The sequence below is a fragment of the Streptomyces sp. CC228A genome, assembly GCF_021390935.1.
Classification (GTDB): Bacteria; Actinomycetota; Actinomycetes; order Streptomycetales; family Streptomycetaceae; genus Streptomyces.
The window spans coordinates 480745-499222 of record NZ_JAJPUI010000005.1; the positions used below are offsets into that span (position 1 = coordinate 480745).

General features: G+C 69.5%; 17 protein-coding genes and 1 tRNA gene. 7 read left to right on the forward strand and 11 right to left on the reverse strand.

Translation table 11 applies throughout. From position 1 onward, the window contains the following. Positions 1-4 precede the first annotated feature (4 nt). The gene (locus tag L6E17_RS17670) at positions 5-772 is read left to right on the forward strand and encodes a glycosyltransferase family 2 protein (RefSeq protein WP_236241698.1); all 768 of its coding nucleotides are present in this window, start codon (positions 5-7) and stop codon (positions 770-772) included. A gap of 579 nt (positions 773-1351) precedes the next feature. Here the strand turns inward: L6E17_RS17670 and L6E17_RS17675 are convergent. Beyond that, entirely contained in the window at positions 1352-2107 is a 756-nt protein-coding gene (locus L6E17_RS17675) for a GntR family transcriptional regulator (protein ID WP_236241699.1), read from the reverse strand. Positions 2108-2166: 59 nt separating this feature from the next. Here L6E17_RS17675 and L6E17_RS17680 point away from each other — a divergent pair, with 59 nt between their 5' ends. The 5 genes from L6E17_RS17680 (at position 2167) to L6E17_RS17700 (ending at position 4203) form a co-directional block, all read left to right on the forward strand. Continuing rightward, positions 2167-2466 (forward strand): hypothetical protein, encoded by a 300-nt coding sequence (locus L6E17_RS17680; RefSeq protein WP_236241700.1) that lies wholly within the window; start codon positions 2167-2169, stop codon positions 2464-2466. Between the two features lie 124 nt (positions 2467-2590). Next, positions 2591-2749: a hypothetical protein gene (locus L6E17_RS17685; RefSeq protein ID WP_236241701.1), complete on the forward strand. Its 159-nt coding sequence runs from the start codon at positions 2591-2593 to the stop codon at positions 2747-2749. After that, positions 2746-3120, forward strand: coding sequence for a hypothetical protein (locus L6E17_RS30595; protein ID WP_268985344.1), 375 nt, complete (start codon positions 2746-2748; stop codon positions 3118-3120). The genes L6E17_RS17685 and L6E17_RS30595 overlap by 4 nt, the downstream gene beginning before the upstream one ends. 4 nt (positions 3121-3124) lie before the next feature. Continuing rightward, positions 3125-3847: a GntR family transcriptional regulator gene (locus L6E17_RS17695; RefSeq protein ID WP_236241702.1), complete on the forward strand. Its 723-nt coding sequence runs from the start codon at positions 3125-3127 to the stop codon at positions 3845-3847. Further along, positions 3844-4203 (forward strand): hypothetical protein, encoded by a 360-nt coding sequence (locus L6E17_RS17700; protein ID WP_236241703.1) that lies wholly within the window; start codon positions 3844-3846, stop codon positions 4201-4203. The genes L6E17_RS17695 and L6E17_RS17700 overlap by 4 nt, the downstream gene beginning before the upstream one ends. A 55-nt stretch (positions 4204-4258) precedes the next feature. Here the strand turns inward: L6E17_RS17700 and L6E17_RS17705 are convergent, their stop codons facing one another. Beyond that, complete coding sequence (locus L6E17_RS17705) at positions 4259-5161, reverse strand: FkbM family methyltransferase (RefSeq protein WP_236241747.1); 903 nt, start codon at positions 5159-5161, stop codon at positions 4259-4261. A gap of 226 nt (positions 5162-5387) precedes the next feature. Between L6E17_RS17705 and L6E17_RS17710 the strand changes: the two genes are divergently transcribed. Beyond that, positions 5388-5966 (forward strand): hypothetical protein, encoded by a 579-nt coding sequence (locus L6E17_RS17710; protein ID WP_236241704.1) that lies wholly within the window; start codon positions 5388-5390, stop codon positions 5964-5966. 238 nt (positions 5967-6204) lie between these two features. Here L6E17_RS17710 and L6E17_RS17715 read toward each other — a convergent pair. From L6E17_RS17715 to dnaA, 9 genes are all read right to left on the reverse strand, one after another. Continuing rightward, a tRNA-Ile gene (locus L6E17_RS17715) sits at positions 6205-6278 on the reverse strand. A 73-nt stretch (positions 6279-6351) separates the two neighbouring features. Further along, on the reverse strand, positions 6352-7008 hold the full coding sequence (locus L6E17_RS17720) for a DUF3566 domain-containing protein (protein WP_236241705.1): 657 nt from the start codon (positions 7006-7008) through the stop codon (positions 6352-6354). A 3-nt stretch (positions 7009-7011) separates the two neighbouring features. After that, positions 7012-9633 carry a DNA gyrase subunit A gene (gene gyrA, locus L6E17_RS17725; protein WP_236241706.1) on the reverse strand — a complete coding sequence of 874 codons (2622 nt, stop codon included), beginning with the start codon at positions 9631-9633 and terminating at the stop codon, positions 7012-7014. Positions 9634-9674: 41 nt separating this feature from the next. After that, the gene (gene gyrB, locus L6E17_RS17730; protein ID WP_236241707.1) at positions 9675-11804 is read right to left on the reverse strand and encodes a DNA topoisomerase (ATP-hydrolyzing) subunit B; all 2130 of its coding nucleotides are present in this window, start codon (positions 11802-11804) and stop codon (positions 9675-9677) included. A 553-nt stretch (positions 11805-12357) separates the two neighbouring features. Further along, entirely contained in the window at positions 12358-12915 is a 558-nt protein-coding gene (locus tag L6E17_RS17735; protein ID WP_236241708.1) for a DUF721 domain-containing protein, read from the reverse strand. Beyond that, complete coding sequence (recF, locus tag L6E17_RS17740) at positions 12912-14033, reverse strand: DNA replication/repair protein RecF (protein ID WP_236241709.1); 1122 nt, start codon at positions 14031-14033, stop codon at positions 12912-12914. Before recF ends, L6E17_RS17735 begins: the two co-directional genes overlap by 4 nt. Positions 14034-14113: 80 nt before the next feature. Then, on the reverse strand, positions 14114-14992 hold the full coding sequence (gnd, locus tag L6E17_RS17745) for a phosphogluconate dehydrogenase (NAD(+)-dependent, decarboxylating) (protein ID WP_236241710.1): 879 nt from the start codon (positions 14990-14992) through the stop codon (positions 14114-14116). A gap of 169 nt (positions 14993-15161) precedes the next feature. Continuing rightward, positions 15162-16292, reverse strand: coding sequence for a DNA polymerase III subunit beta (gene dnaN / locus L6E17_RS17750; protein WP_236241711.1), 1131 nt, complete (start codon positions 16290-16292; stop codon positions 15162-15164). Between the two features lie 1118 nt (positions 16293-17410). Beyond that, positions 17411-18478, reverse strand: a 1068-nt coding sequence (gene dnaA, locus L6E17_RS17755) for a chromosomal replication initiator protein DnaA (RefSeq protein WP_236241712.1), incomplete at its 5' end; no start/stop codon positions are given.

Here is an 18478-nt window from a genome sequence, read left to right on the forward strand (position 1 = left end):
TGCCGTGGCCCGGCGCATCATCATCGTCACGGCCGTCCACGCACCCTCCGCGCACTTCCTGCCGGATGCGTACGAGTCGATCCGCGCGCAGGAACTCCCTGACGGCTGGGAGTGGCACTGGCTGATCCAGGAGGACGGCACGACCGAGGAGGTCGAGCCGTACGTCCCCCAGGACGACAAGCGCGTCACGTTCCGCCAGGGCCGCCCCGGGGGCCCGGGCGTCGCCCGCACCATGGCCCTGGCCCACGCAGACGGCGACTACGTCAAGATCCTGGACGCCGACGACCAGCTCACCCCCGGGTGCCTGGCCCGCGACCTGGCCGCCCTGGAGGCTGACCCGACCCTTGGCTGGGCGACGTCCCGCGTCCTGGACCTCCTGCCCGACGGCTCCACGGCGGGCTTCCCGGGCGACCCGGAGCCGGGCCCTATCGAGCGCGACGCGGTCCTGGACTTCTGGAAGGCCAACAACTACCGCGCCCAGGTACACCCGGCCACCCTCTTCGTCCGCCGGGATCTCCTGATCGCCCTCGGCGGCTGGATGGCCCTCCCCGCCTCCGAGGACACCGGCCTCCTCCTGGCCCTCAACGCCACCAGCCGCGGCTGGTTCACCCCCGACGTCGGCCTCCTGTACCGCAAGTGGCCCGGCCAGGCCACCAGCCAGGCGGCCCACACGGATACCGCCGAGCGGGACGCCCGTATGGCGGTCATCGAGTCCCGCGCCAGGTCCTTGGCGTACCTGCAGTGGCGGTACCCATTTGAAGGCGCATGCTGACCCGAAGGCCTTGGGGTCATGGTCGTTGACGGTGTTCCCTGTGCCGTTGTCGATCACTTCAGAACAGGGAGAATGAAAATACGGATAGCGTCCGCGTGAAGACACGTGGACGCTATCCTCAACACCCTCGAGGTGAATATCAGCCGCGGCTAGGCCAACCCCAGGACGTGCACCGCTTCAGGCGGCTCTTATAGGGCTCAGGCAGCGCACTCGGGGCCTTTCCGAGCTGACTTACGATCTTCCCGTTGACTTCGCAGAGCGCCTTGGTCGGCTCCCAGTTGCAGGACTTCGTCGGGTAGTGGCACTCCCGCGCAGACGCCTGCGTTGCGCCAGTAAGGCCGATCCCAGAAGCCATGACAAGTGTGGCTGCGGCTACGCTCATGGTGCGCTTCATACGTCCCATAACTCTCCCCCAATCCAGCGGCCGGTCGCGCCGCTGTGTTTCGGTCAAGGAGACGCTAGCCCGCGCCCACCCCAAATGACCATGCTCTTGAGGATCATCTGAGGTTCCTTTCCCAGGGGGCTAAAGGAATCATCGGGACCTCCCGTGTCTGTCTCCTCGGTCCGAGGGGTTGACGCTCAGCTACGTGCGGCCACTTCATAGACGATCTCGCACAAGGAGGCGGGCAGGACGATGTCCGCGGTCTCGATGGCGCGCCCCTCGGTGCTGTAGTACGTCCGCTGAATCCGTGTCACCAAGGCGCCCTTCTGGACCCCGAGCAGAGCAGCCTCCTCAGCCGTCGCCTGTCCCGGTTCGGGCTGTTCCACGGCGCGGGTGACCGTGATGCCGATCTGCGCCATGCGGTCGATGACGCCCTTGCCCGCGTACGGGCCGCCCTCCGGTAGGACCACCAGCGTGCCCGCCGTCAGGTCGTACGGCTCCCAACTGGTCGATAGCTGCACGGGCTTGCCGTCCGCGAGGAACTCGTACGAGGTGCGGACGCACAGGTCACCCTCAGCGATGCCGAGCCGTGCTGCGATGTCCGCCGGCGCCGGGACCTTCGCCTCCGTCCGGCTCTCCCAGTCGCCCCGCCGCCCAAGCGCGGCCATTTCCGCCCGGAACGGCGACCCTCCCCGCTCCTCGCGCGCCTGCGAGCGGACCATCCGTACGCGCTGACGCGGCTCGGCAACGTACGTACCGGAGCCCGCCCGCCCCTCCAGTACGCCCTGGGAGATCAGCAACTCCTGCGCCCGGCGGACCACGTTGTCGCCCACGCCGCACTCCTTCGCGAGCTGCGCACGCGAAGGCAGACGGTCCCCCGGCCGCCACTCCTGCTCCGCGATGCGCCGTCGGAGCACGTCAGCGATGCGGAGGTACGGAGGCTGCTCAGACATATGGAAAATCTAGTCCACTAGCTCTAATCTAGTTAACTAACCTCACTCATGGTGATCCGATGATGACGGAGGACCTTCCCGTGCTGTCACCCGACGCCAGGGCCGAGGACCTCTCCGCCCGTCTCGTCGGGATCGGGTTCTCACCACGTCTGAGCGACCACACCGACCACACACGCATCGAAGCGGAGGTACCGGAAGCAGTCTCGCCAGAGGTCTGGCGAGACCTCTTAGAGCTGCTGGAGGAAGCCGACTGGTTCGGCCTCGCTGTCAGCAGCACGGCGGCCCACATCGTGTGGGCCGGCATACGCAAAGGGCCCCCGCGGCGGTCGGTGCCGCTGGGGGACCAGGCCATCAGCTGACAAGGAGCTGATCTGCGTGTTCGACGATATCCGTCGATCCGTCCTGAGGGCGATGGGGCGGTGTCTCCCTGCTCGCGGAAGGCATCGCCGTAGCACTACGGCGATCCGCCCGGACATCTATGTGGTGGTGGGACGTCTCCCCGCGCCCCTCGGCCAGGTCCCGCTTCGCGCGTACCCGCGCGCCGAGGGGGAGCGGTGGCTCGTCCAGGGCGAGGAGACGGCCCTGGTCAGGCCGTACGTGCGGCTGTTGCCCGCGTACGTGTCGACGGAGGCCACACCGTGACAGAAGCACGTCCGGCGCCGAAGCCGACCACGTACGTCTCCAGGGCCTGCCTCACCCGCCTCCACGCGCGTTGCGGTGAGACGGACCGCCATGGCGCCACCCCGCCGACCTCCAGGGGCTACGAGTCGTGCGCCTGCGACTGCCACAACCGTGGCCGACGCGGGCCCAGGACCGAGGTCACGCCCTTCGTGGTCGTCCCCACCACGATCCAGCGAGGCGACATCATCCAGATCGGAGGGCAGCCGTGCCGGGTGAAGGACGTCATCCGCCTGCCCGGGCGTGCGCGGCGCCTGATCTTCTCCTCGGGCGAGACCTTGAGCGTCCACGCCCGTACCCGGCTCGTCGTCTTCCGCACCGTACGGAGGTTCTGACCGCATGACCACGCTCTACGACCGGGTCGCCGGCGACCTGCGGCGTCGCATCCAGAAGGCCGAATACCCGGCCGGTTCAAAGCTCCCCTCCGAATCAGCGTTGGTGGCTCAATACAACGTCAGCATGCCGACGCTCCGTATGGCCCTGGAGAGGCTCCAACTGGAGGGCCTCATCGAGAAGTTCCACGGAAAGGGCAACTACGTCCGGCAGCCGTACCCGCGCATCAGCTACGGCACGGACCGCCAGGCGGCCGAGAACATCGGGCTGCGCGTCTTCGTCAGTGCCGACCGCATCGAGGCGCAGGACACCGTCGCGAAGCTCCTGGGCGTTCCCACCGGGACGCACCTGATCGAGTACTCCCACCTGAGCTTCCACGAGGACGACCCGTACTGTCTGGCCAAGGTGTACGTGCCGACCGACCTGGCGACCACGAACCTCCCCGGCGAGCCGGTGTCCCCCTGGGGCGACCAGGTGGAACGGCACCTGGCGGAGGCCGGTGTGCCGACCGTCCGTGCGGTGGAACGCGTCAAGGCACGGACGGCCTCAGGGGACGAGTCCCGAACCCTCCGCATGCCGTCACGGGCCGCGGTGCTGGAGATCGAACGAACCTCAACCGACGCCGACGGGCGGGTGGTTGTGGCAGCCGTACTCGTGCTGCCCGGGAACCGCTCGGATGCCGTCTTCACCACGTACACCCCTGTCCAGGAAGCCGAGGCAGCACAGTGACCATCGACCCCAGCACACTCGTCCTTCCCGCGGCCGAGTACGACCTCCGTCTCCTGACCGAGACCGGCAACCCCTGCTTCGTCAGCGCCGACGGAGACGGCGGCACGGCGTCACGGCACGCCGACGCGTACGAGGAGAACCTCCTGGACGCCGCCGAAGAGCACGCCACCCACGCACGGACCAGGCTCTACGAGCCCAGTGTCACGAAGGGGGAACTGCGCTTCCTTCTGGCGAAGGCGACCGCTCTCCTGGGGGACGTTCAGCGCGTGGCCGAGAGCCGCGGTGAGCGACTGTCGCGTCTCTGCACCGCGGAGGACGACGCCGACGACTCGACGGCCGCGCCCGACAACGGCTAGCAGCCCTCGACGAAGGCCGGGTCTCTCGCACCTGAGGGGCCCGGCCTTCGGCGTATCAGGGAAGCGTCTCGGCGTCGATGCGGGAGAAGACGAGGTCGCTCTCGGAGGTGACCGGCCCACGCCACCGAACCGGGACGCGGGCTGGCCCACGGATAGCGGCCGGATAGCTGCCAGCGGCGTAGTCGTTGGCCAGCCGGTAGACGTGGAACCCGTGCCGCTGCATCGTCTCGATCAACTCGTCCGCTGAGTCCCCGAGCTTGGCCATCCGCTCTGGGGTGACCTCGACGGTGATCTCGGCATCCGGTCTCAGCTCGTCAAGGATGGGCTCCAGCCCGCGCACGACGCTACCCTCCGCGCCCTCCACATCGATCTTGATCACACGAGCACGTGCGATGTCCTCCGGCTCCAACAGATCCGGTAGTGACTTGGCCCCGATCTCGAAGGAGGACTCCACCGGCCCGTCGTACGGGACGATGCTGTTCGACCCGAGATTGTGCGAACTGGCCAGGACGAAGCTCAGCGTCCTCGCACTGTCCGAGACCCCGGCGTTCACCGCCCGAACGTTGGTGCAGCCGTTCAGCCGAACGTGATCCATCAGCCGCCCGTGAAACACGGGAGACGCCTCCACGGCAACAACCTGCCCCCGCTCCCCAACCGGCCGCGAGGCGAGCAGGCTGAAGTATCCGATGTTGGCGCCCAAATCAACGAACGTGTCACCGGGCCGCAGCCGCCCCCGCAGCCACCGCGTCATATGCGGTTCCCAGACCCCGAACAGGTAGATGTACCGCTGGATGAGGTCCCGGGTGTCCAGGGCCAGCCGCGCTCCGAAGCGGGTCTCAGCGACGCGCTGACGAGGGTGATCCCGCAGGTAGGAACTCAGATAGTTGCCGACCAAGGCACCCTTGCCCAAGACGCCGGGTGCGTCGCGCACATAGCGACGGCTGAGCGTGACCAGCATCTCCACTGCGGTACCACTCACGGGGTACCCCCTCCGCCAGCGCCAGGCGATCCCGGGGCTGCCCGGCCAATCTACGCCGCTGGTCGAACCCCGTGCCTGCCAAGCACGTGCCGAGCGGCGGCACCCCGCGTTTCGGCCCTTGTGCAGAACCTCCGGACAGTCACGTGCCCTCACTCCTAAGCTCCTCAGGACACATCAGGATGAGTGGGCGGGCCAGGGGGACACCGTGGGGGACTCCGAACAGTGGGTCACGATCGCAGCCGTGCTTCTTGGGGCGTTAACCACGCACCTCACGACCTACGCCATGGAGCGCCAGCGCAAGCGCCACGATCTCGTGACCCGGTGGGACAGCAAGAAGCTCGACGCCTACGAGGGATACGTCGACCGGGTGCGGGCGGGCGTCTTCCTGGCCGTGCAGCTCTACGAGCACCGCGAGGGGATCCGCCCCAGCGAGAAGGGCGAGCCGGAGATGGTGGAGGAGATGGCGGATGCCGCTCGGCTCCGGGGCCGGGCCTTCGAGCGGATCATGCTCCTCGGCGGTGACGACGTAGTGGAGGCCGCGCACGATCTGAATGCCGTCGCCCTGGAAGTCGACTGGCAGGCCGGGGGGAAGGTCGTCGGGACCCTGGAGGAGTGGCGCCGACGGAATCGGGCCGTGTTCCGGGCGATCAACAACTTCCACGAAGCCGCCCGGGTGGACCTGGGCGTCGACGGACGCGTCACGGGCGAGAAGCACCCGGAGCGCGACCTCCTGCTGCCCTCAGCGCGCCAGGAGGGCGAGGAGCGGAGCCGTACGGAATCCTGAGCGTCGGGTCTCTTGCCGTCGCCTCAGAGGGCGGTACCGCCCTCTCACGAGGCTGCTAGCGGCTCCCGAGTAGTGGGTCAGGCACGGCAGGCTGGGAGAAATCTGGGAGACGATCATGCTGTCCGTCTCCCCTCCGTCCCCGGCCAGACCGACGCAGACCAACGGTCCGCCGACCCCGAAAACGGAGAGAGGGCGCCTCCCGCCTGGGGAGACGCCCTCTACTCTCATGCTTCAACTGTGGGGCTAACAGGATTTGAACCTGTGGCCTCATCCTTATCAGGGATGCGCTCTAACCAACTGAGCTATAGCCCCTCGGCGCTTTGGCGGGGCGTCCCGCGCGCTGACCCCTGAAGATTAGCGCACGGGACGGCTCCCGCCAAAATCGCTACTCGTCCTCGGCGAGGGTGAGCTCCACACCGCCCACGAAGCCGGCGGCCAGGTTGTAGATGAAGGCGCCCAGCGTGGCCAGCGCGGTGGCGAGGACCACGTCGATGACGGCGATCACGGAAGTGAAGATCAGCACGCGCGGCAGCGACAGGAAGGCCTGGAGGTCGAAGCCGTTGCTGCCGGTGGAGCCGGTGGCGTCGCTGATGGTGGTGCCGACCGTGGAGAAGACGCCCATGGCGTCCATGACCATCCACAGCACGGCGGCTGCGACGACCGTGCAGATGCCCAGGGCGATGGACAGCAGGAAGCTGACCTTCATCACCGACCAGGGGTCGGCCTTGGCCACCCGCAGCCGCGCCTTCCGGGTGCGCGGGGTGGTCTTCGCACCCGTACGCGGCAGCCGCGTGCCACCGGTGCCCTGGGCGTCGTACGCCTGGGGCGGGTGGTACGGCTGCGTCGCCTGCCGGGCGGACGGCCGGGCGCCGGGCAGCGGCCCGCCGTCGTCGTAGGTGTCGTGCGGGGGCGTGCCGCCCCGGTTGTCGGTCACCGCAACCCCCTGGGAGTCCGTGGCGGGGCCACGGGCACCGCTCTGTCCTGAAGCGGCGGCTCCTGAAGCGGCCGCTCCGGCCGACCCGGTGCCCGTGGCTCCGCTCACGCTCTACTCCTCGTCGTGCTCCCCGGTCGAGGGCTCCGTGCCCCCGGCCGCCTCGGTTACCTCGGCCGCCGCCCCCTCGGCCGCGCCGTCCGCCTCCGCGGTCTGCTCGACCTCTTCGGCTTCGGCCCCGGCCTCGGCGTTCCGTGCGATGCCGACGACGGCATCGCGCTTGCCCAGGTTGATCAGCTGGACGCCCATGGTGTCACGGCCGGTCTCCCTGACTTCGTTGACTCGCGTACGGATCACACCACCGGACAGCGTGATGGCGAGGATCTCGTCGGTCTCCTCGACCACCAGCGCGCCGACGAGCGAACCGCGGTCCTCCACGATCTTCGCAGCCTTGATGCCGAGGCCGCCACGACCCTGGACGCGGTACTCGTCGACGGACGTCCGCTTGGCGTACCCGCCGTCCGTCGCCGTGAAGACGAAGGTACCGGGCCTGACCACGTTCATCGACAGCAGCTCGTCTCCCTCGCGGAAGCTCATGCCCTTGACGCCGGAGGTGGCGCGGCCCATCGGGCGCAGCGACTCGTCCGTGGCCGTGAACCGGATCGACTGCGCCTTCTTACTGATGAGCAGCAGGTCGTCGTCGGCGGAGACCAGCTCGGCGCCAATCAGCTCGTCGTCACCGCCGTCCTCCCGCTCCCGCAGGTTGATGGCGATGACACCGCCGGACCGGGGCGAGTCGTAGTCCTTCAGCGGCGTCTTCTTCACCAGGCCGGCCTGCGTCGCGAGGACCAGGTACGGCGCGGCCTCGTAGTCGCGGATGGCCAGGATCTGGGCGATCTGCTCGTCGGGCTGGAAGGCCAGCAGGTTGGCCACGTGCTGCCCGCGGGCGTCCCGGCCGGCGTCCGGCAGCTCGTACGCCTTGGCGCGGTAGACCCGGCCCTTGTTGGTGAAGAACAGCAGCCAGTGGTGGGTGGTGGAGACGAAGAAGTGGTCGACGATGTCGTCTTCCTTCAGCTTCGCCCCGCGCACGCCCTTGCCGCCGCGCTTCTGGGCGCGGTAGTCGTCGGTCTTGGTGCGCTTGATGTAGCCGCCGCGGGTGACCGTGACGACGATGTCCTCTTCGGCGATGAGGTCCTCGATGGACATGTCGCCGTCGAAGGGCACGAGCTGGCTGCGGCGGTCGTCGCCGTACTTCTCGACGAGCTGCGCGAGCTCCTCGCTGACGATCTGCCGCTGGCGGGACTCGGACGCCAGGATGCCGTTGTACTCGTGGATCTTCGCCTGCAGCTCGTCATGCTCGGCGACGATCTTCTGGCGCTCCAGGGCGGCCAGGCGGCGCAGCTGCATCTCCAGGATGGCGTTGGCCTGGATCTCGTCGATCTGCAGCAGGCCCATGAGGCCCTCGCGGGCCACCTCGACGGTGTCGCTGCGCCGGATGAGGGCGATGACCTCGTCGATGGCGTCGAGGGCCTTCAGCAGACCGCGCAGGATGTGGGCGCGCTCCTCCGCCTTGCGCAGCCGGAAGCGGGTGCGGCGGACGATGACCTCGATCTGGTGCGTCACCCAGTTGCGGATGAACGCGTCCAGGGACAGGGTGCGCGGGACGCCGTCGACCAGCGCGAGCATGTTCGCGCCGAAGTTGGTCTGCAGGTCCGTGTGCTTGTAGAGGTTGTTCAGCACGACCTTGGCGACCGCGTCCCGCTTCAGGACGATGACCAGGCGCTGGCCGGTGCGGGACGACGTCTCGTCGCGGACGTCCGCGATGCCGCCGATCTTGCCGTCCTTGACGAGGTCGGCGATCTTCTGCGCGAGGTTGTCGGGGTTGACCTGGTACGGGAGCTCCGTGACGACCAGGCACTGCCGGTTCTGGATCTCCTCCACCTGGACGACCGCGCGCATCGTGATGGAGCCGCGGCCGGTGCGGTACGCCTCCTCGATGCCCTTGCGGCCGACGACGAGGGCGCCGGTGGGGAAGTCGGGGCCCTTGATGCGCTCGATCAGCGCGTCGAGCAGCTCCTCGTGCGTGGCGTCGGGGTGCTCCAGCGCCCACTGGGCGCCGGCGGCGACCTCGCGCAGGTTGTGCGGCGGGATGTTGGTCGCCATACCGACCGCGATGCCCGCGGAGCCGTTGACCAGGAGGTTCGGGAAGCGGGACGGCAGGACCGTCGGCTCCTGGTTGCGGCCGTCGTAGTTGTCCTGGAAGTCGACGGTCTCCTCGTCGATGTCCCGGAGCATCTCCATGGACAGCGGCGCCATCTTGCACTCGGTGTAGCGCATGGCGGCCGCGGGGTCGTTGCCCGGGGAGCCGAAGTTGCCGTTGGAGTCCACCAGCGGCATCCGCATCGACCAGGGCTGCGCCAGGCGGACCAGCGCGTCGTAGATCGACGTGTCACCGTGCGGGTGGTACGTGCCCATGACGTCGCCGACGACGCGGGCGCACTTGTAGAACCCCTTCTCGGGGCGGTATCCGCCGTCGTACATCGCGTACAGCACGCGCCGGTGGACGGGCTTGAGGCCGTCGCGGACGTCGGGGAGCGCACGCGACACGATGACGGACATCGCGTAGTCGAGGTAGGAGCGCTGCATCTCCGTCTCGAGCCCGACGGGCTCGATGCGCAGCTGCGTGTCCTCCTCGGTCGCGGCCTCCGTGGTCGCGGGGGTGTTCTCGTCGGCCATGGCCGGTGATCAGTCCTTTCGTACGGTCAGCCGAGACCGACTCAGATGTCGAGGAAGCGGACGTCCTTGGCGTTGCGCTGGATGAAGGAGCGGCGCGCCTCGACGTCCTCGCCCATCAGCACCGAGAACAGGTCATCCGCCTGGGCGGCGTCGTCCAGGGTCACCTGGCCGAGCACGCGGTGCTCGATGTCCATGGTGGTGATGCGCAGCTCCTCGGCGTTCATCTCGCCGAGACCCTTGAAGCGCTGGATCGAGTCCTCCTTGATCCGCTTGCCCTGCCGGCGCCCCAGGTCGATCAGGGCGTCGCGCTCGCGGTCGGAGTACGCGTACTCGAAGTCGTCCCGGCCCCACTTGATCTTGTAGAGCGGCGGGCGCGACAGGAACACGTGCCCCGCCTCGACCAGCGGCCGCATGAAGCGGAAGAGGAAGGTCAGCAGCAGCGTGTTGATGTGCTGGCCGTCGACGTCGGCGTCCGCCATCAGAATGATCTTGTGGTAGCGCAGCTTCTCGATGTCGAAGTCCTCGTGGACTCCGGTACCGAAGGCGGAGATCAGCGCCTGGATCTCCTGGTTCTGCAGGATCTTGTCGATGCGTGCCTTCTCGACGTTCAGGATCTTGCCGCGGATCGGCAGGATGGCCTGGTACTCCGGGTTGCGGCCGGACTTGGCCGAGCCGCCGGCGGAGTCACCCTCGACGATGAAGATCTCGCACTTGGTGGGGTCGTTCGACTGGCAGTCGGACAGCTTGCCCGGCAGCGAGGCCGACTCCAGCAGCCCCTTGCGCCGCGTCAGGTCGCGCGCCTTGCGGGCGGCGACCCGGGCGGTGGCGGCCTGGATCGCCTTGCGGATGATGTCCGCGGCCTCGCTGGGGTTGCGGTCGAACCAGTCCGTCAGGTGCTCGTGCGCCACCTTCTGGATGAAGGTCTTCGCCTCCGTGTTGCCCAGCTTGGTCTTGGTCTGGCCCTCGAACTGCGGCTCGCCCAGCTTGACGGAGATGATCGCCGTCAGACCCTCGCGGATGTCCTCGCCCGTGAGGTTGTCGTCCTTCTCCCGGAGCAGCTTCTTGTCACGGGCGTACCGGTTGACCAGACCCGTCAGCGCGGCGCGGAAGCCCTCCTCGTGCGTACCGCCCTCATGCGTGTGGATGGTGTTCGCGAAGGAGTACACGCCCTCGGTGTACTGGGAGTTCCACTGCATGGCGATCTCCGCCGACAGCATCCGCTCCTTGTCCTCCGACTCGACGGAGATCACGGAGGGGTGGACCAGCTCGCCCTTGCGGGAGTTGAGGTACTTGACGAAGTCGACGATGCCGCCTTCGTAGTGGTACGTCACCGTGCGCGCCGGGGCCTCCTCGGCCGACTCGGCGGCGTCCGGGTCGTCGGCGTTCATGGTCGCCTTCGCGGACTCCCGCTCGTCGGTGAGCGTCAGCGTGAGGCCCTTGTTGAGGAAAGCCATCTCCTGGAAGCGGCGCGACAGCGTCTCGAAGGAGTAGTCGGTCGTCTCGAAGACGTCCGGGTCGGCCCAGAACGTCACGGACGTACCCGAGTCCGAGACCTCCTCGTGCCGGGCCAGGGGCGCCACCGGCGCACCCATCTTGTAGTCCTGGGTCCAGCGGTAGCCGTCCCGCTTGATCTCCACGGAGACCCGGCTCGACAGCGCGTTGACGACGGAGACGCCGACGCCGTGCAGACCGCCGGAGACGGCGTAGCCGCCGCCGCCGAACTTGCCGCCCGCGTGCAGCACGGTGAGCACGACCTCGACGGCCGGCTTCTTCTCCACCGGGTGCATGTCCACGGGGATGCCGCGGCCGTTGTCGACGACGCGCACTCCGCCGTCGGCCAGGATGGTGACGTCGATCGCGTCCGCGTGGCCGGCCAGCGCCTCGTCGACGGAGTTGTCGACGACCTCGTAGACCAGGTGGTGCAGTCCGCGCTCACCGGTCGAGCCGATGTACATGCCGGGTCGCTTGCGGACCGCGTCCAGACCCTCAAGGACCGTGATCGCGCTGGCGTCGTACGACGAGCCGCCGGCGTTCGGGGCTTCGCCGCTCTCGCCGGCGGCAGTGGACGGGATGTTCTCGTTGGGGTTGCCGGAATCGGCCACGAAGCGCCCTTTCTGGCACAGCGCTGGCCACCTCTCCGGGGACCCGGAGGTGGCTGCGTCGTTCGACATGTTCCGCAGTGGGCGGGATTACTTACCAGTCTACCGGTAGCACTGACACTCATGGGGGTTTGCCGGTACCTGAGTCCGCATGTGCCGCCCTGAACCGGACCCGGACGACTCCCCATATCCGGGACGGGGCTCCAAGAGGCTCACACGGGCACTCAGCGCTTCGGCATGTCAACCGCCCGCGACGGTGAGCGACACCTCACCCACCCTGCGCGCGCCGACCGGGCGGCCCGCCCTCGAAACGTCCTACGCAGCAGGTCACCCGCCTGTTCACCGCCGCCCGCCGACGCGGCCCCGCCTGCCGTCGCCACCGGCCCCGCACGACGGGAGCCCGACATGAATCGAACACCGGCCACGGTGCACCGACAGGTGGCCGAATCCCCCTGTGGGAATCCCCGGCTCCGTATCACCGGGCCGCAGCGCCCCTGCCCGTCTCCCGGTGCCGGTACGCGCCCCGCCCACCGCGCCGGGAGTTCTCCCCGGCCACCAGGGCAGGGCACCCGGCGCCACCGCGGCCTTGGCCGAAAAGGCCGGGGCAGCCGCGGCGGCGCTCCCGTCAGCCGTACGTGTCGCCGGGCCCCCGGCTGCCCGGCGCCCGCAGCGGCCCGTAGCCGCGCCGGGGGCCGCCCGGCCCCAGCACCTTGATGGACCGTACGGTCCCGTGCCCGAGGTCCTGGTTGAGCCGCGCCACCAGCGTGGGGGCGAGCAGCCTCAACTGCGTGGCCCACGCCGTGGAGTCGCACTGGATGGTGAGCACCCGCACGTCCGGGTCGTCGTCGTACCGCACCGGCACGCAGTGCTTGGCCAGGTCCTCGCCCACGATCTGCGGCCAGCGGCCCATGACGCCGCCGACCGCGGCGGGCGCCTCCCAGCCGCGCTCGGTGATCAGCCGGTTGATCGCCGCGCCCAGCGGCAGCGGGTCGCGCCCGTCGGCACGCGCGCCGGACCGCAGTCCTCCGCCGCGCTTGGCCTGCTTCTTCTGCTGCGCCGCCGCGCCCCTGGCCTTCGCCTGCTCCTTCGCGGCGCGCAGCGCCACCCGGGCCAGGTCCACGCCGGACGGAGCGGGTGCCGGCGCGGCCGCGGCCTGCGGCTCCTGCGGTGCGGGTGTGGTCATGCGCGCTCCACCGACCCCTCCGCCACCGCGTACAGCGTCCCCGCCAGCGCGCCGGGCACGTCGTCGTCCACCGCCGCCGTCACCAGCACCTGCTCCCCGGTCGCGACGAGCTCCGCCAGCCGCTCCCGGCGCCGGGTGTCCAGCTCGGCGAAGACGTCGTCGAGGACCAGCACCGGCTCGTTGCCCTCGGAGCGCAGCAGCTCGTACGACGCGAGCCGCAGCGCCAGCGCGTACGACCAGGACTCGCCGTGGCTCGCGTACCCCTTCGCCGGCATGCGCCCCAGCATCAGCACCAGGTCGTCGCGGTGCGGCCCGACGAGCGTGACGCCCCGCTCGATCTCCTGCTTGCGCACCTCGCCGAGCGTGCCGAGGAGCAGACCGTACAGCTCCTCGCGCGTGCTGCCCGGCCCCGGCGCGGACGCCTTGTACTCCAGCAGCACGGGGCCGCCGCCAGGCGCGAGCTGCTCGTACGCCTTGGTGGCCAGCGGCTGCAGCGCCGCGATCAGGTCCAGCCGCTGGGCCAGCAGCTCGGCGCCGACGGCGGCCAGGTGCTGGTCCCAGACGTCGAGTGTGGACAGGTCCATGGCGCGGCCGCCGTGCCTGCGGGCCAGGGCGGCGGACTTCAGCAGGGTGTTGCGCTGCTTGAGCACCCGGTCGTAGTCGGCGCGCACCCCGGCCATGCGGGGCGCGCGGGCCGTGACCAGCTCGTCGAGGAACCTGCGGCGCTCGCCGGGGTCGCCCTTGACCAGCGCCAGGTCCTCGGGGGCGAACAGCACCGTCCGGATGATCCCCAGCACATCCCGCGGTCTGACCTGCGAGGACCTGTTGATGCGCGCGCGGTTGGCGCGGCCCGGGTTGAGTTCGAGCTCGACCAGCTGCTGCCGGTCCCCCTGCCGTACGGCGGCGCGGATCACCGCCCGCTCGGCTCCGATCCGTACCAGCGGGGCGTCCGAGGACACGCGGTGGCTGCCCAGTGTGGCGAGGTACCCGACCGCCTCGACGAGGTTGGTCTTGCCCTGGCCGTTGGGCCCGACGAAAACGCTGACGCCCGGGTCGAGAGGCACCTCGGCCCGGGCGTACGAGCGGAAGTCGGCCAGCGACAGATGCGTGACGTGCATGGTGTGTGGCGCCGACCTTCCCCCGGCGTGGCGGCCGTGCACCGTCCGCCCCGCGGGGAGGACGGTGCACAGCCTGTGGATTACTTCTTCGGCTCGACGGCGTGGCCGCCGAACTGGTTGCGCAGCGCGGCGATCATCTTCATCTGCGGGGAGTCGTCCTGGCGGGACGCGAACCGGGCGAAGAGCGACGCCGTGATGGCGGGCAGCGGCACGGCGTGGTCGATCGCGGCCTCGACGGTCCACCGGCCCTCGCCGGAGTCCTGGGCGTAGCCGCGCAGCTGGTCCAGGTGCTCGTCGTCGTCCAGGGCGCGGACCGCCAGGTCCAGCAGCCAGGAACGGATGACCGTGCCCTCCTGCCAGGAGCGGAACACCTCGCGGACGTCGGTGACCGAGTCCGCGGCCTCCAGCAGCTCCCAGCCCTCGGCGAAGGCCTGCATCATGGCGTACTCGATGCCGTTGTGGACCATCTTGGCGAAGTGGCCCGCACCGACCTTGCCGGCGTGGACGGCGCCGAACTCGCCCTCGGGCTTGAGCGCGTCGAAGACCGGCTGGACCCTCGCGACGTGCTCGGCGTCGCCGCCGTACATCAGCGCGTAGCCGTTCTCCAGGCCCCAGACACCGCCGGAGACGCCGCAGTCGACGAAGCCGATGCCCTTGGCGGCCAGCTGCTCCGCGTGCTTCTCGTCGTCCGTCCACCGCGAGTTCCCGCCGTCCACGACGACGTCGCCGGGGGACAGCAGCTCCCCGAGGGCGTCGATGGTGGACTGGGTGGCCTCACCGGCCGGCACCATCACCCACACGACGCGCGGGCCCTTGAGCTTGCCCACCAGCTCCTCGAGGCTGTGGACGTCGGCGATGTCGGCGTTGCGGTCGTAGCCGACGACGGTGTGGCCCGCGCGGCGGATGCGCTCGCGCATGTTGCCGCCCATCTTGCCAAGGCCGATGAGACCGAGCTCCATCAGATCTTCCTTACGCGTCGTGTGCGAGTTCGTACCCGTGTCCGAGATTACGCCCGGGCACCGGCGCACACCTGTGGGGTCAGGCGCTCACTCGGCGTGCCGCGGGAGGCGGCACGCCGCAGAGCGGTCAGCGGAGCGGCCGCGGTCCTGCCGGCCGCTCCGGCCCCGCTCAGCCGCTGAGGCGCACCGGCATGATCAGGTACTTGTACGCCTGGTCGGCCTCGGCGTCCACGGCCGGCTTGCCGTTCAGGAGCGCGGGCTTCGTCGACGTCGTGAAGGACAGCTGCGCCACCGGGGAGTCGATGGCGCTCAGCCCGTCCAGCAGGAAGGTCGGGTTGAAGGCGATCGAGATGTCGTCCCCCTCCAGCTGCGCGTCCACACGCTCCACAGCCTGTGCGTCGTCGCTGGAGCCGGCCTCCAGGATGAGGACGCCCTGCTCGAAGCTCAGCCGCACCGGCGTGTTGCGCTCGGCGACCAGCGCCACGCGCTTGACGGCCTCGACGAACGGCGCCGTCTCGATGGTCGCCACGGAGTTGAACTCGGTCGGGAACAGCGTCCGGTACTTCGGCAGGTCGCCTTCGAGCAGCCGGGTGGTGGTCCGGCGGCCGGCGCCCTCGAAACCGATGAGGCCCTCGCCGGCACCGGAGCCGGACAGCGCCAGAGTCACCGAGTCGCCGCTGGTGAGCGCCTTCGCGGTGTCCAGGAGGGTCTTGGCGGGCACCAGGGCGACGGCTGAGGTGTCCGGGGACTCCGGCTTCCACAGGAACTCGCGGACCGCGAAGCGGTAGCGGTCGGTGGACGCCAGCGTGACCGTGTCGCCCTCGATCTCGATGCGCACACCGGTGAGGACCGGCAGCGTGTCGTCGCGACCCGCGGCGATGGCCACCTGGGAGACGGCGGAGGCGAAGACCTCACCGGGGACGGTGCCCGTCGCGGTCGGCATCTGCGGCAGCGCCGGGTACTCCTCCACAGGCAGGGTGTGGAGTGTGAAGCGGGAGGAACCGCAGACCACGGTCGCCCGCACGCCGTCGGTGGAGATCTCCACAGGCCTGTTGGGAAGTGCGCGGCAGATGTCTGCCAGCAGGCGGCCGGACACCAGGACCGTGCCGTCCTCCTCGACCTCGGCCTCGACGGAGACCCGCGCGGAGACCTCGTAGTCGAAGCTGGAGAAGCTGAGGGCGCCGTCCTCCGCCTTCAGGAGAAGGCCCGCGAGCACAGGCGCGGGCGGCCGGGCCGGGAGGCTGCGGGCCACCCAGGCCACCGCCTCCGCGAGTACATCGCGCTCCACCCGGATTTTCACCGTTAGCCGCCTCCTGCTGTTACTGGCTCGCTCTGCTGGCCTTCCTCGTCGGCATCGGTTCCCCTGCGGCAGCTGCGGCAGCAGATGTGTGGATGCCGGGGTCCAGTCTGACGTACGCCACCGACACTCGGTGCGGCTCGGGGTCAAGTCGGGACGAGCCGCGGCCGGAGCTCCGGCGCCGAGTTGTGCACAGGCCCCGCTTCCCAACGGATTCAGCGCTAACTCTGTGTGGGAGTAGTAGTAGGGCTTGTGGAAACCGTGGATAACCCCGTCTTCCCAGGTCACGCCGCGTTTTTTGTCCACCGCCCCTGTGGGTGGGGCCCGTGGACAACTGGCGTCCGCTGTGGACGCCGCCGGGTTGTGCACACCCGATACACAGGCAGGCCGCAGTTCTCCCCAGTCCTGTCCCCAGCTTTACCCCGGTTCCCCACAGCCCAACCGGGCAACTTCGTGTGACCGCTTTCACTCCGGCCGGTGAGGCGGGGTGTTTCGTTGCCGAACAGTGGACAGCGGTGTGGAGAAGCTGTGGACCATGGAACCGTACCTGTGGGCCGCCGGTGGACAACGGTCGGCGGGGTCGGTGGACGGACTGTCTGTCCACAGGCTGTGGAGGATCGTCGGCCACAATTCCACAGACCTCTGACCTGCCCTGATGATCCTGGACCCACCCCCCTTGTGGACGACGTCCGGATAACTCCGGGATCCCCACCCTGTGGATGAAGGATCACCCACGGATCTGTGGAGAACGGGGTGTCGTACACAGCTATTCGAACATCCCGGTTGGTTGCGCACCGCCTGTGGAAGCCGACGCGCACCCGCTCCCACACCGGCCGCGGGTCTCGCCGGTGCCGCCGCGGGGCGGCACGCCCCACCGGTCGCCGGCCACACCACGCCCCACCGGTCGCCTGCCTCGCCGTGCCGCCCCGGTCGCCGGGCCCTCGCCGTGCCGCGCCGGCTTCGCGCACCGGCTGCGCGGCCCCGCCTGCTCCGCTCGGCCGTCCGCACCCCTGCCTCCCGGCGTCCCGCGACCCGCAGGGCGTCCTGCCCCCGCCGGGAAACGGCGCAGGGCGCCCCGGGACGAGTCCCGGGGCGCCCTGCAAGCGCCGGCGAGCGGCTGCTCAGCCGTTCTTGATGCGGTTGGTCAGCTCCGTCACCTGGTTGTAGATGGAGCGGCGCTCCGCCATCAGCGCACGGATCTTGCGGTCCGCGTGCATCACGGTCGTGTGGTCGCGCCCGCCGAACTGCGCACCGATCTTCGGCAGCGACAGGTCCGTCAGCTCCCGGCACAGGTACATGGCGATCTGCCGGGCGGTCACGAGCACCCGGCTCCGCGACGAGCCGCACAGGTCCTCGACGGTCAGCCCGAAGTAGTCCGCCGTGGCCGCCATGATGGCGCCCGCGGTGATCTCCGGCGCGGTGTCCTCGCCCCCGGGGATCAGGTCCTTCAGCACGCTCTCGGTGAGCACCAGGTCCACCGGCTGCCGGTTGAGGCTCGCGAACGCCGTGACCCGGATCAGCGCGCCCTCCAGCTCGCGGATGTTCCGCGAGATCCGGGACGCGATGAACTCCAGCACCTCCGGCGGCGCGTTCAGCTGCTCCTGCACCGCCTTCTTGCGCAGGATCGCGATCCGCGTCTCCAGCTCCGGCGGCTGCACATCCGTCGTCAGGCCCCACTCGAAGCGGTTGCGCAGCCGGTCCTCCAGGGTCATCAGCTGCTTGGGCGGCCGGTCCGAGGACAGCACGATCTGCTTGTTCGCGTTGTGGAGCGTGTTGAAGGTGTGGAAGAACTCCTCCTGCGTCGACTCCTTGCTCGCCAGGAACTGGATGTCGTCGACGAGCAGGATGTCCACGTCGCGGTACCGCTTGCGGAAGGTGTCGCCCTTGCCGTCGCGGATGGAGTTGATGAACTCGTTGGTGAACTCCTCCGAGCTCACGTACCGCACCCGCGTGCCGGGGTACAGGCTCCGCGCGTAGTGGCCGATCGCGTGCAGCAGATGCGTCTTGCCGAGGCCCGACTCCCCGTAGATGAAGAGCGGGTTGTACGCCTTGGCGGGTGCCTCGGCGACGGCGACGGCCGCCGCGTGCGCGAACCGGTTGGAGGAACCGATCACGAACGTGTCGAAGAGGTACTTCGGGTTCAGCCGCGCATGCTGCTCCCCCGGTCCGCCCGTACCGCCCGGCGGCAC